The following is a 13,317-nucleotide window of genomic DNA, read 5'->3' on the forward strand; positions in this document are numbered from 1 at the left end:
TCATGTTTGGCAGGAAATGAGCAATAAAAAACCGAATCTATCGGATTCGGTTTCTTTATACGTAATAAAAAATTATTCCTGCGAGCGGTCTTCCATTGTTTTGTCCTGTTCTTCCAGCCATGAAGTTTTATAAGAAGGATCTTCAACTTTTAGTGCTTCTTCCGTTATTTTCAACGGACGAAAAGGGTCAACCATTACAGCATATTCTTCCGTGAATTTTTTTCCGATACTTCTTTCCATTGCTCCCGGGTGAGGCCCGTGAACGATTCCTCCCGGATGAAGGGTAAAATCCATTAAATCAATATGGTTACGGCTCATGAAATCTCCTTCTGTGTAGAATAAAACTTCATCAGAATCGATATTCGAGTGGTTATATGGGGCAGGGATTGCCATCGGATGATAGTCGTACATTCTTGCGCAGAATGAGCAGACTACAAAATTGTGTCCTTCAAAATTCTGGTGAACCGGTGGCGGTTGATGAATCCTGCCTGTAATCGGTTCAAAATTCTTGATATTAAATTTATAAGGATAAAAGTATCCGTCCCAGCCGACAACATCGAAAGGATGCGTTGCATAAATGAAATCCGTGATCTGGTTTTCTTTTTTTACTTTTATTAAAAATTCTCCCTTTTCATCCTTCGGTTCAACGAAAGTCGGAGCTACGATATCTCTTTCGCAGAACGGAGAATGTTCCAGCAGCTGGCCAAACTCATTTCTGTATCTTTTCGGAGTATAAATCGGTGAATGGCTTTCCAGAACGAATAAAACAGTATCATTGGATTTTAATTCTACCTGATAAATGGTTCCCCGGGGAATAATTAAATAGTCACCTACAACAAATTCAAGATCTCCTACAAAAGTTTTGAGTGTTCCGCTTCCGTGATGAACGAAAAGAAGTTCGTCGCATTCCGCATTTTTATAGAAATAATCCATTGATTTTCTAGGTTTGGAAAGTCCCATTTTCAGGTCGTTATTGACCATAAGAAACTTCCTGCTGTCCAGAAAGTCATCTTCAGGAGTTACATTCATTCCCTTAAACATTCTTGGCGTTACATTTTTATCAACGGCAATTTTAGGCGTTACATCTTTGGCTTCACCAATTGATTTAATCTGTGTCGGACGGTGAATATGGTACAATAATGAAGAAATTCCATGAAAACCTTCCGTTCCGAAAAGCTGTTCATAGTAAAATTTATCTTCCGGAGATTTAAAGATCGTATGTCTTTTTTGGGGAATATTTCCCGACTGATGATATCTCATTTTACTTTTATATGTAGTTTTTCAAATGTAATAATTTTTGATGAATTGAATTTAAACAATATTTCATAAAAGTTTTGTGATTAAAAATTAATTGTTAGTTTTGTCTAACAAATTTAATTTCATGAAACGAATACTATTTTTTATTGTCTTTCTGTCCGGGTTTTGTTTTTCTCAGAAGACTGACAGTTTGAGTACGAATGAGTCCCAAACTATAGATTCACTTGCAATAAAAAGTAAAAAGGCAATTAAGACAAAAGACATTGATGATGTAGTTATGACAGGAACTTTGAAGCCTGTGAGCAGATCAAAAAGTCCTGTTGCCGTAGAAATATACAGTCAGAAATTTTTCCAGAAAAATCCAACACCGAATATTTTTGAAGCTATCTCGATGATTAATGGCGTAAAACCGCAACTGAACTGTTCAGTTTGTAATACGGGGGATATCCATATTAATGGTCTTGAAGGCCCTTACACGATGATTTTAATCGACGGAATGCCGATTGTCAGTTCACTTTCTACAGTCTACGGACTTAGTGGAATTCCAAACAGTCTGGTGGATAGAATAGAAGTAGTGAAAGGCCCGGCTTCTTCTATTTATGGTTCTGAAGCGATGGGCGGAGTTATCAATATTATCACCAAAAATGCACTGACTGCCCCGAAATTGAGCATTGATATGATGACCACGACCTGGAGCGAGAATAATCTCGACTTGTCAACAAAATTTAACGTTGGTAAGAATATCGCTTCTTTATTAAGCCTGAACTATTTCAGCTTTGAAAAAAAGTTTGATGAAAATAATGACAATTTTACGGACGGAGCTTTACAGAACAGGATTTCTGTATTCAATAAATGGAATTTCAGACGTAAGGAAAACCGGCAGGCAAGCTTTGCACTCAGGTACCTGTATGAAGATCGTTTCGGCGGAGAAATGCAGTGGAATAAATCGTACAGAGGAAGTAATGAAGTGTATGGTGAAAGCATTTATACAAATCGGATAGAAGCTTTCGGTGTTTATCAATGGCCTTTGAAAGAAAATATTATTACACAGTTTTCGTATAATTTTCATGATCAGAATTCATTTTATGGAGATAATCCTTTCACGGCGACCCAAAAAGTTATTTTTACACAAACTTACTGGGATAAAAAATTCGGAAATCATGATTTTATTGCAGGATTTACTTTTAAAAGGACTTTCTATGATGATAATACGCCCGGAACGGCGTCTTCTGACGGGCAGACAAATACCCCGATGAAATCTCCTATTTTCGGAATGTTTATTCAGGATCAGTGGGAAATTAATGAAAAAAATACAGTATTGCTGGGCTATCGGTTTGATTATGATAAAATTCATCATGCGATCCATTCTCCCCGTTTTGCATGGAAATTTTCTCCCAATCCTTATCATACGATCAGATTGAACTTTGGGACAGGTTTCCGGGTTGTTAATCTTTTTACGGAAGATCATGCAGCGCTTACAGGATCCCGTGAAGTTGTTGTTCAGTCAAATTTAAAACCTGAAAAATCAATCAACGGAAATCTTAATTACATCTGGAAAATCCCTGCAGGAAAAAACCTGATCAATCTTGATGCTTCCGCTTTTTATACGTATTTCAGCAACAAAATTGTAGGAGATTTCGATACTGATCCCTCAAAAATTATTTATGATAACCTTAATGGTTATGGTATTTCAAGAGGTTTATCTTTAAATGTGGATTACAATTTCAGTTTTCCCTTAAACGTCGGTCTGGGTGTGACTTATCTTGATGTTTATCAGAAATTTGATGATGAAAGGCAAAAATCGCAACAGCTTCATGCCCCGAAATGGAGTGGAACGTATAATTTGACCTATAGATTTGCAAGCAATTTGACGATAGACTTTACTGGCCAGTTTTATGGGCCAATGCTATTGCCGGTTTTACCGGATGATTACCGTCCTGAATATTCTCCGTTTTACACATTGGCCAATATTCAGATTTCAAAAAGTTTTACATCCGGATTTGAGGTGTATTGCGGAATCAAAAATTTATTCAATTTTACTCCGAAAGATCCTTTGATGCGGCCGTTTGATCCTTTTGATAAATATGTGAATGATCCTGTTGGTAATCCTTATCACTACACTTTTGATACGACGTACGGATATGCTCCAATGCAGAAGATAAGAGGATTTCTGGGAATAAAATACATTTTAAAATAAAGATTAAAACTTGTCAAATGAGAACTTTAGTGATATTTTTAATAGTTGTTCCGTCTTTTTGTCTTTCACAGATAAAGACAGTTACCTTTCATGAGGTAGAGGCTCAACAGAAAGAAAATCCAAAGCCCGTCATTATTCATATATATACGAGCTGGTGTTCGGTTTGTAAGATTGAATATTTTAAATTAAATAAAGACAAAAATCTGGTCAAATTAATCAATGAAAATTTTTACTTCATCAATTTTGATGCGGAAAAAATGAGAGAAAAAATCCATTTTCAGGGAGAAGAATTTAATTATCTACCTAACGGGAATTCCGGAATTCATGAATTGGTTTTGGCTTTATCAAAGAATAAAAAGCACCCTGTTTATCCATTATGGATTATTTTAGATAAAAATCAGAATTTAGTGGAGTATCACGAAGGAATTTTCACTCCCGAAGAGATGAAGCAAAAACTTAATGAAATTTTCAATCATTAAGTATCAATTTTGTAGTAAAAGTACGGCAATAATTGCTAAAATCGCAGGCAATGCCTGAACAAAAAATATCTTTTTCGTTGCTGAAATGGCTCCGTAAATTCCAGCTACCGCAACACATCCAAGAAAAAATAATGCGACGTTCGATTGCCACTTCGGATCTTCAATTAAGAATGACCAAATCAGTCCGGCAGCCAGAAAGCCATTATAAAGTCCCTGATTGGCAGCTAAACCTTTTGTGGGCTTAAACATTTCTGCGGGTAAAGCTGCTTTGAAAACTTCTTTACCTTTGGTTTCCCAAGCAAACATTTCCATCCAGAGAATATAAAGATGCTCAATGGCTACCACTGCAATTAAGATTTTGGCTACGATTTCCATAATTTACTGTTTTGTCATTGTAAAACTAAAAAAATAAAGTTAAGTTTGGTCATACAATTTCATAAATGGAAACTTTTAAGCAACATTTAGCTAAATTTATCAGTATTAATGAAGAAGAATTTGCTTCTGTTCTTTCATTTTTTCAGGTGCTGGAAGTTAAGAAAAAGCAGAATCTGATGCTGGAGGGAGAAATTTGCAGGTCGGTTTTCTTTGTTGTAAAAGGATGTGTGAGAAAATTTTTTATTAATGAAAAAGGTGTTGAGCAAACTACAGAATTTGCTATTGAGAACTGGTGGATCACCGATACTTTTGCTTATGAAAGACAGATAAAATCTAATTTCTTTATTCAGACGGTTGAAAAATCGATTCTTTTAAAAATTGATCTTCAATCCCAGGAAGAATTGTTAAGAAAGCATCCGGCAATGGAAAGGTATTTCAGAATGGTCTATCAACGTGCGTATGCTGCGGCGGAAAGAAGGATTCGGTATCTTTACGAACTCTCACGGGAAGAATCCTATATACTGTTCAGTACGCAGTATCCCTGGTTTATCCAGAGAATTCCGCAATATTTAATTGCTTCATTTTTAGGTTTTACCCCGGAATATTTAAGTGAAATCAGGGCAAAATTACGATCTTAAACCAGTTTAAGATTTTTATCGATGATAAGAATGAATTTTGTCTCAGAAATTTAAAACAAAATATTATGAGCGCAAGATTCAACATGGCAACGACCAATGCGGCCGCCTACAAAGCGGGAATAGGGATGGAAGCTGCCCTTCAGAACAGTTTTTTAAGCCCGATTCAGAAAGAATTAATTAAAATCAGAGCTTCCCAGATCAACGGTTGTGCATTCTGTCTGGATATGCATACGAAAGATGCTTTGAAATATGGTGAAACACCCCAGAGGATTTTCCTTCTGAATGCCTGGAGAGATGCTAAAGAATTTTTTACAGAAGAAGAACAGGTTATTTTAGCTGTTGCGGAAGAAATTACTTTGATCAGCCAGAAGGGACTTTCGGAAGAAACATATCAAAAAGCAAAAGAACTTTTCAATGAAATTCAGATTGCTGATATCATTATGGCTGCAATAACGATCAATATGTGGAACAGAATAGCGATCTCCACCCACATGCCGGTTGCGAAATAAACTTATTCAAAGTTATTCAAAAGGCGCCTTCTCAGTAACGGGAAGCGCCTTTTCTTATAGGGCTAAATTTATGTCAATCTGTATTCAGATCATCCGGGTTAAATATATTTGTGGTTTTTCCTGCAATTTGTCATCAATCAAAGCTCCGAAATCCTGAATGTAAGGTTGTTGATTATGTTTTGATAATCCTTCTTCGTTTTTCCAGATTTCATAGAAAACAAACTGATTTTTATCTTCAATTCCCTGGTGAAGCGTGTACAGTTCATTGGCTTCTTCTTTTCTTGTTTCTTCGACCATATGCTGAAGAACTTTCAGTACTTCATTCCTGAATTCTTCTTTTGCTTTGATAACAGCGGTTAAATAAATTTTCATAAGGCTAATTCCGTTTTTATTTCTTTTTCAAATATGTTAGTAAGATGTTCTCTGTACAGTTTCATATCTCGTTCTATGTTTGCATTTTTTTCTACATCATGAAAATGAAAACTGTCCATTTTTTCCAATGAAACAAAAGCATTCATTCTGTGGAATCCAAATAAAGGCCCGTTGTCAACACTCGTTTCATTGAAAAATTCTCCCGGAAGTGTAAAGGCTGTTTCAGGAGCATTCCAACTTGTGGTAACCGTGTATTTTCTGCCGCCCAGCATTCCTCCGGTTCCATAGTTAATCTCCGGATTTTCAGAGGTTCTTCCGTCATTCATATAAATTCCTTTGGCATGACCGGCTGTGAAAACTTCATCAATATATTTTTTGAAACCGTTGGGTAACTGAAACCACCAGATCGGTGTATGGTAAATAATATAATCTGCCCAGACGAACTTTTCAACTTCTTCATTTTTGTCATACCCTTTATCAATATTAGTGATTTTTACTTCTACATTTTCAAAATTTCTCAAAACCTGCAGAGTATTCTCTGCAATAGTCTGATTGTATTTTCCTCCCGAATGTCCAAAGTTCTGTCCGGCGTTAATAATTAGTACTTTTTTCATTGTTTTATGATTGTTTAAATTTTACTAGACAAAGGTATCAGGTAATTTACTATAAGTAAAATAATAAAAATCATAGCTAAGTATTATTTAAATGATATTGAGTATAAATATTTAATAATCAAAATCTTATTGCTTGAATAGACAGCCTTTATTGTTTATATTGATGTTAAAAATATTATAATTGTGATTATTAAAGTATATTTGCATCATAAAAGTAATACTTATGGTTAATTTAGAGTGGTACAGAACTTTTAAAGCAATCTATAAAACAGGAACGCTCACGGAAGCTGCAGATACGCTTTTCATTTCTCAACCGGGAGTGAGTTTACACCTGAGTTCTCTGGAAGCATATGTAGGATACAAATTGTTTGATAGAACTGGAAGGAAAATGATTCCGACCGAAAGAGGAAAGGTTTTATTTAATGCTATTTCTGAACCATTGACAAAACTGGAAGAAGTTGAAAAAAACTTCCAGAAATCAACAGAAAAACTTACTCCAACCATAAGTGTCGGCATGTGTTTTGAAACATTTCAGACAACCCTGGAGCAATATGTTTCAAGTTTACCCTTTAATCTTATTATCAGTTTCGGGGAATATCGGGAAATGCTGGATCAGCTGGATAAAGGAATTTTAGACTTAATTATCACTCCTAAAAAAGGAACTTCTCCTAATATTCTTCACGAAGCATTTTCTTCTGAACAGATTATTCTTGTTGGTGGAAAAGATGTTGATATACAGGAATTTGAAAATGTTCTAAATGACAAAGGCATTGAACATGCTGAAGAGTGGCTGAAAAATGAAAAATGGTACGGTACTGCAGGAGATATGGAACATCTTTTTCAATTCTGGATCCTTAATTTTGGTCACAAACCGAATTTCCGACCGAATTATATTGTCCCAAATCTCAATTCCATCGTACGATGCCTGAAAGGAGGCACGGGGCTGGCTGTCGTTCCTGATTTTCTTTGTAAAAAAGAAATTGAGAATGGGGAAGTGAAACTGATCTGGGAAGGGGAGAAAAAACTGGAAAATACACTGTATTTTGGATGCAGAAAAAATACTAGTTATCAAAATGAAATCAATCATATTAAAGGATTATTCAGAAAAGTCATGGGAAAAGAAGATACCTTGGTGGTATAGATTTCTATAAATATTTTTATAAACAATAAATTAATAAAAATTTAAAATATGCAGAAAAAAACATATCCGGGCCAGCCTGTGATTACATTAAATAATGGTATTGATATTCCGGCTTTAGGCTTCGGAGTATGGCAGATGGAAGATTTAAAAGAATGTGAAAATGCGGTGATCAAAGCCATTGAAACCGGCTACAGAATGATCGATACGGCTGCTATTTATCAGAATGAAACGGCTGTAGGGAATGCCATCAAAAACAGTGGAGCAGACAGGGAAGAATTATTTATCACATCAAAGCTTTGGGTTCAGGATACATCGTATGAAAAGGCAAAAAGTGCTTTTCAGAGAACTTTGGACAGATTACAACTGGATTATCTTGATATGTACCTTATCCACTGGCCGTATGCCGATTTCTTAGGAGCATGGAAAGCAATGGAGGAACTTTATCAGGAAGGAAAGATCAAGGCGATAGGAGTCTGCAATTTTACAGTGGAAAAATTAGAAGAATTAAAAGCTCAGGTAAATATTCTTCCGGTTATTAATCAGATTGAACTGCACCCGATCTTTCAGCAGAAGGAACTGCAGGTTTATAACAGGGAAAATAATATCATCACCCAACCGTGGAGCCCTCTTGGAAACGGTAATGCCGGTTTGCTGGAAAATAAAGAATTAAAAGCTATCGGTGAAAAATACAGCAAAACTGTTGCCCAGGTGATTTTAAGATGGCATCTTCAGGAGGGTTTCTGCGTAATCCCAAAATCGGTGACTCCTTCAAGAATAGAAGAAAACTTTAATGTTTTTGATTTTAAATTATCAGAAGACGAAATGAATGTTGTCCGTTCTTTAGATACCGGCAAAAGATTATTCTTTGATCCGAAAGATTCTGCATGGGAACAAAAAATGCTTAATGCGGTTGCAGATATTTAATTTTAAATCACGAATTTAATAGAAAGAAGTAATAAATATTTATTGCTTCTTTTTTTATTAAAAAATATCATTTAACTTTACTTTAAACTTAATAACTAAAATTATGGAAACAAAAGTAAATGAACAGATTACAGACGCTGTAACACAATCTAATGTAAAAGTAGTAGGAGAATCTCCTGCTATGGCACTTGCAAATGTTTATCAAACTGCTGCTCATTCCACAGGGCTTATGTTTGAAAATGCGGTTAATGCTCAGAACCAGCAGAATATTCTGGCACAGGCAGCAGCAAATCAAGGAATAGCACAGATTTACAGCATCGATACTATTTCAGATGCTATTGCTATTGCAAAAATGTTGAATGGCAATGCTTAGGATATTGGAAAACTTTTAGAGGCGATGAAGGAAGCTGAGAAATTTCACCTGAATCATAGTTAAAGCAGAGTAAATTCTTTATATTTTTGCTGACTTAAAAGTGCTAGATTTCATCATGAAAAAAATAATTTTACCGTTTATCCTGTTCTTAATTATTTCCTGCAGCAGTAATGATGAAGATCAGAATTTCAGCAATAAAACTTCAATTGTCGGAAAATGGTATATTGAAAAATCTGAGATTTACCGGTCTTTAAATCAGCAGATTCAGACTTCTTTCTCAACGGAGTGCCAGAAAATCAGCACCCATGAATTTACTTCTTCGCATCTTATTTCAATCTCTTTCGCTCAAAACAATAATACCTGCGAAAAAACAGATGCTGTAGCAAGGAAATATACGTTCGAGAAAGGAAGTGGTAAATTCTGGTTTGAAGGTGAGGAAAATTATCCGTATTTCGTAACTAAGCTTACTCCAACCGATATGGTTATGGAAGACCGTACTCAGGATTTTGACGGGGACGGAACCAAAGATATACTAAGACGTTTTTATAAAAGAATTGATTAAAATAAAAACTCCTTTCGGTCTGAAAGGAGTTTATTTATATATTTAATAAGTTATTTCGTAAGATCAAGTCCTCCGAAATTTCCGGAACTCATCATGAGATAAACTCCTTGGGTTTTATCTAAAGTATTCCAGTAGGCATGAAGATCTTCCGCGTTGGTGAAAACTTTCAGATTTTCATTTTTAAACTTTTCTTTGATCAGGTCGGGAGAAATCGGTTCCATTCTTTTAATCTTTAAAGCATCTTCAGAATAGAAAACAACAGCTTCATCCAGTCCATCCATCGCATGGTCATACTGTTCAAGGAAAACAGGATTTAAACTTGAATACGTATGCAATTCCAGAAAACCGTATTTATTTTCATTTTTAAACTGCTCCTGAAAAGCTTTTACCGTAGCTTTTACTTTACTAGGAGCGTGGGCAAAATCTTTGTAAAGCGTTCCGTTATCTTCCCGTTCTACTTTTTCAAGACGTTTTGATGCGCCTTTAAAACTCATGATGGCTTCGTAGAAATCTTCATCCATAATTCCCAATGTATGACAGATATATCTTGCGCCCTCCATATTGAGCAGATTATGAGCCCCGAAAACGGAAAGAGGTACATCTCCCATTTCTGTTTTTAAATGAACTTGTCCGTTACTGATTTCGTAATCCGGAGTTTTATAAGGAATCTTTCTGAAATAATTTTCAGCCGCTTCCACAACTTTCACCACTTCAGGATCCTCTTCATTATATACCAAAACGCCACCTGCCGTAATACTTGATACAAATTTTCTGAACTGTTCTATATAATCATCAAAAGTTTTGAAAACGTTGATATGATCCCACGCAATTCCGCTCAGCAAAGCAATATTAGGCTGATACAATAAAAATTTTGAACGGAGATCGATAGGAGAGGACAGGTATTCATCACCTTCCAACACCATAAAGTCGTTGTCTTGTGTTAATTTTACCATACAGTCAAAACCTTCAAGCTGAGCTCCCACCATATAGTCTACGTTTTTCTGATGAAAATTCAGCACGTGGAGGATCATCGAAGTGATGGTAGTTTTTCCGTGGGAACCTGCGATCACAACTCTTGTTTTATTTTTTGACTGCTCGTATAGAAATTCGGGATAAGAATATATTTTTAAACCTAATTCTTTAGCTCTTGCTAGTTCAGGATTATCCTGATGAGCATGCATTCCTAGAATGACCGCATCTATATCAGCAGTAATTTTTTCCGGAAACCAGCCCATTTCTTCAGGTAAAATTCCTTTATTTTCAAGCCTGGATCTCGAAGGCTCAAAAACAGCATCATCCGAACCTGTTACCTGATATCCTTTATCCTTTAAAGCAATCGCAAGATTATGCATCGCGCTTCCGCCGATAGCAATGAAATGAGTCTTCAATTGTATTACTGTTTTTTTACATTATTATTAATGATCTCCTGAAAAGCATTGGTAATATTTAACCAGTTTGTCTTATAATTAGACATGATCGCGCTGGCATCTGTTTTACTGCCTTCGTTGGGACCTTTTTTGATCGTAATAGATGTTGATATAAAATCGTAGATCTTCTTATGATCTTCCTGTATTCTTCTGAAATTATTTTGTGAAAGCGTATTATTTATCTTTTTTAAATCTTCATCCGATATTTTAAAAGTCTGTTTTATCTTTTTGCCCTGCCCCTCAAAAGAGTAATGCGCTTCATTTCCTTTAATAAGAAGATTTTCATAAATCGGTGCATAGCCTCCGCTCTTAGAATAACTGATATCAAAATCCGAATACACTTTCTGGCTGTTGCATGATACTAATACTATGATCGCCAATAAGATTTCTAATATTCTTTTCATAATTCTTCTACTTTAATTACCTGAATCTTTTTGTTCTGACTTTTTAGCTTTTAGCTCTTCATCATAATTGTGCAGTACATTAAAATCTTCTGTCTGCTCAATGGCGGTCATTATTTTGTGTAAAATTTCCTGAGCATTTTCTTTATCATAATCAATATTAAGTGGCGCCTTAAATTCCATTGTAGGCTTTACACCCGTGACTTTTACTCGAAGGCCTTTTTTATCGAAAGCCCTGCGGAAGCCGTTTATTTTTATCGGAATGACAATCGGCCGCTGATTTTTTACCAGTTTCGCCGTCCCTCTTCTTCCTTGTGCAAAGGCAGAAGTCGTTCCCTGAGGAAAAGTGGCTACCCAACCGTTATCCAGAGCCTTCATTATATTATCCACCTCGCTCATATCTACCATTCTGTTCACATTTTTACCCTCAGCCCTCCAAGTTCTTTTTACCGTTACAGCGCCGGCGATTTTAAAGATTTTAGGTAAAATTCCTTTATTCATCGTTTCTTCTGCTGCAACGTAATAAAAATCAATTTTTGGATTCAGCAGATAGATAGGGTTTTTTATAGTGTTCAGATATCCGTTATTCACTGCGCAGAAAGCGTGATACATTGCCGCTACGTCAGCAAAATACGTCTGATGGTTAGATACAAACAAAACATTGGAATCAGGAAGATCCACAAGATGCTCGGTGCCTGTAATTTTTAGTTTATTAAAGCCATTGAATCTTCGGTAAGACACAATTCCTAATATAAAAATGATTATCCTTTTTAAAAAATAAGGAGTTCCGAACGCATCGGTGAAAATGTTTTTCTTCGCCATCTCTCAATTAAACACAGTGGTGCAAAGTTACATTTTTTTCAGTAATTGGCTGAATTCGCTTAATATCATTGCTGTTGCGCCCCAAATGATATATCCGTTGAAGTTGATCACCGGGACTTCGCTTCCTCCTGCGGTAGATAATGCCATAATTTCGGGCTGATCCGGAAGGTTTAAAAAACATGTGATCGGAAATTCGATAACTTCCACCGCCTCAGTTTGCTGTAAGATAAACTCAGGATTTTTCTTCGTATAAGATATATAAGGATATACATAAAAATTACTTGGCGGGATATAAATTGGCGACATTTCCCGGATAATTCTTACATAATGCTTTTCAACTCCGATCTCTTCAGAGGTTTCACGGACTGCAGTTTCAGCAAAATCCCTGTCCGCTTCCTCGCGTTTCCCGCCAGGCAGAGAAATTTGTCCGCTATGCCTGTCATGTTCATTGATAGTCCTTTGGATCAGCGGAAAGTGCCATTCATCATTCTTAAGATAAAGAATAATATTTACAGCAGCAAACTTCGGATTCTTTGTCAAAACTTCATCATAAGTAAAAACAGGCCGGTAAGGCGGTGAGAAAACTCCATGGGCATTTTCCCCCGGCAATTCAGCAATCTTTATTTTTCTTAATAAATCTTTTCCAAAACTCATATCCAAATTTAATAATATATTTTGAAGAAAGGAAACCAACAGAGGGATTTAACAAACATTGACACGAATAGTAGAAAATGAAAAAGATAACCTTATATATACTCTATGTATCCAATACAGAACTTATTCTCTTTCCAACCCTTTACTCTCCGACCTATAAATGCTTCAATTAGGAGCTTTTTCCGGCTATCCGCTCATACTCCTCGCACCATTGCTTTCTTTGCTGAGTCCTAAGCTTTCCTCCACTTGCTGTGGGGTATCCGCTACTATCCGGGCTAGGTTGTGGGTGCTTGATTTCAACGGTCACCACTCAAAAACATATGATCTAAACCCTCCAACTCTTTTCTTAGAATAAAAAAAACCTTTACTATTTAAATTCACCATCTGCGCCATCTGCAAAATCTGCGAGAGCTTAAATACAAAAACAAACCATACACACACTCCCGAAACACTAACATCCTCCAACATTTATCCTCTATACCCCAAAAGCTAAACATTAGTTTAAAATTATTCTCTTTAGTATTCAGTGGGTTAAGGGGTAAATGTGAATCAAAAGTAAACTTTATGTTAAG

16 protein-coding genes are annotated in these 13,317 nt (G+C 35.9%); 8 read left to right on the forward strand and 8 right to left on the reverse strand.

Features of this window, described 5'->3' with window-relative positions:
• Positions 1-72: 72 nt before the first annotated feature.
• Positions 73-1,260 carry a homogentisate 1,2-dioxygenase gene (locus ACWNCI_RS18855; protein WP_449389462.1) on the reverse strand — a complete coding sequence of 396 codons (1,188 nt, stop codon included), beginning with the start codon at positions 1,258-1,260 and terminating at the stop codon, positions 73-75.
• 121 nt (positions 1,261-1,381) lie between these two features.
• Between ACWNCI_RS18855 and ACWNCI_RS18860 the strand changes: the two genes are divergently transcribed.
• Complete coding sequence (locus ACWNCI_RS18860; RefSeq protein WP_449389463.1) at positions 1,382-3,454, forward strand: TonB-dependent receptor plug domain-containing protein; 2,073 nt, start codon at positions 1,382-1,384, stop codon at positions 3,452-3,454.
• Positions 3,455-3,471: 17 nt separating this feature from the next.
• The gene (locus ACWNCI_RS18865; RefSeq protein ID WP_449389464.1) at positions 3,472-3,933 is read left to right on the forward strand and encodes a thioredoxin family protein; all 462 of its coding nucleotides are present in this window, start codon (positions 3,472-3,474) and stop codon (positions 3,931-3,933) included.
• Positions 3,934-3,936: 3 nt separating this feature from the next.
• On the opposite strand, the gene ACWNCI_RS18870 is transcribed toward ACWNCI_RS18865, so the two are convergent.
• Positions 3,937-4,308: a DUF1304 domain-containing protein gene (locus tag ACWNCI_RS18870; protein ID WP_449389465.1), complete on the reverse strand. Its 372-nt coding sequence runs from the start codon at positions 4,306-4,308 to the stop codon at positions 3,937-3,939.
• A gap of 65 nt (positions 4,309-4,373) precedes the next feature.
• Between ACWNCI_RS18870 and ACWNCI_RS18875 the strand changes: the two genes are divergently transcribed.
• Both ACWNCI_RS18875 and ACWNCI_RS18880 read left to right on the forward strand, forming a co-directional pair.
• A complete protein-coding gene (locus ACWNCI_RS18875; protein ID WP_449389466.1) occupies positions 4,374-4,946 on the forward strand; it encodes a Crp/Fnr family transcriptional regulator in 573 nt (190 codons plus the stop codon).
• Between the two features lie 65 nt (positions 4,947-5,011).
• Positions 5,012-5,455 (forward strand): carboxymuconolactone decarboxylase family protein, encoded by a 444-nt coding sequence (locus ACWNCI_RS18880; RefSeq protein WP_449389467.1) that lies wholly within the window; start codon positions 5,012-5,014, stop codon positions 5,453-5,455.
• An 84-nt stretch (positions 5,456-5,539) separates the two neighbouring features.
• Here the strand turns inward: ACWNCI_RS18880 and ACWNCI_RS18885 are convergent, their stop codons facing one another.
• Positions 5,540-5,827: a putative quinol monooxygenase gene (locus tag ACWNCI_RS18885; RefSeq protein ID WP_449389468.1), complete on the reverse strand. Its 288-nt coding sequence runs from the start codon at positions 5,825-5,827 to the stop codon at positions 5,540-5,542.
• Positions 5,824-6,441: an NAD(P)H-dependent oxidoreductase gene (locus tag ACWNCI_RS18890; protein WP_346986287.1), complete on the reverse strand. Its 618-nt coding sequence runs from the start codon at positions 6,439-6,441 to the stop codon at positions 5,824-5,826. The genes ACWNCI_RS18885 and ACWNCI_RS18890 overlap by 4 nt, the downstream gene beginning before the upstream one ends.
• 223 nt (positions 6,442-6,664) lie before the next feature.
• Here ACWNCI_RS18890 and ACWNCI_RS18895 point away from each other — a divergent pair, with 223 nt between their 5' ends.
• From ACWNCI_RS18895 to ACWNCI_RS18910, 4 genes are all read left to right on the forward strand, one after another.
• Positions 6,665-7,582: a LysR family transcriptional regulator gene (locus tag ACWNCI_RS18895; RefSeq protein ID WP_346986286.1), complete on the forward strand. Its 918-nt coding sequence runs from the start codon at positions 6,665-6,667 to the stop codon at positions 7,580-7,582.
• A 48-nt stretch (positions 7,583-7,630) separates the two neighbouring features.
• The gene (locus ACWNCI_RS18900; RefSeq protein WP_449389469.1) at positions 7,631-8,506 is read left to right on the forward strand and encodes an aldo/keto reductase; all 876 of its coding nucleotides are present in this window, start codon (positions 7,631-7,633) and stop codon (positions 8,504-8,506) included.
• Between the two features lie 103 nt (positions 8,507-8,609).
• A complete protein-coding gene (locus tag ACWNCI_RS18905; protein ID WP_346986284.1) occupies positions 8,610-8,879 on the forward strand; it encodes a RebB family R body protein in 270 nt (89 codons plus the stop codon).
• 115 nt (positions 8,880-8,994) lie between these two features.
• Positions 8,995-9,441 carry a lipocalin family protein gene (locus tag ACWNCI_RS18910; RefSeq protein WP_346986283.1) on the forward strand — a complete coding sequence of 149 codons (447 nt, stop codon included), beginning with the start codon at positions 8,995-8,997 and terminating at the stop codon, positions 9,439-9,441.
• 50 nt (positions 9,442-9,491) lie between these two features.
• On the opposite strand, the gene ACWNCI_RS18915 is transcribed toward ACWNCI_RS18910, so the two are convergent.
• Genes ACWNCI_RS18915 through ACWNCI_RS18930 form a run of 4 tightly spaced genes read right to left on the reverse strand, consistent with a single transcriptional unit; the run spans position 9,492 to position 12,745 of the window.
• Positions 9,492-10,829 (reverse strand): UDP-N-acetylmuramate--L-alanine ligase, encoded by a 1,338-nt coding sequence (locus ACWNCI_RS18915; protein ID WP_449389470.1) that lies wholly within the window; start codon positions 10,827-10,829, stop codon positions 9,492-9,494.
• Positions 10,830-10,834: 5 nt separating this feature from the next.
• A complete protein-coding gene (locus tag ACWNCI_RS18920; protein WP_449389471.1) occupies positions 10,835-11,272 on the reverse strand; it encodes a hypothetical protein in 438 nt (145 codons plus the stop codon).
• Between the two features lie 12 nt (positions 11,273-11,284).
• Positions 11,285-12,091 (reverse strand): lysophospholipid acyltransferase family protein, encoded by an 807-nt coding sequence (locus tag ACWNCI_RS18925; protein WP_346986280.1) that lies wholly within the window; start codon positions 12,089-12,091, stop codon positions 11,285-11,287.
• A gap of 27 nt (positions 12,092-12,118) precedes the next feature.
• Positions 12,119-12,745, reverse strand: coding sequence for an NUDIX hydrolase (locus ACWNCI_RS18930; RefSeq protein WP_346986279.1), 627 nt, complete (start codon positions 12,743-12,745; stop codon positions 12,119-12,121).
• Between the last annotated feature and the right edge of the window lie 572 nt (positions 12,746-13,317).

The sequence above is a fragment of the Chryseobacterium lineare genome (assembly GCF_977014045.1).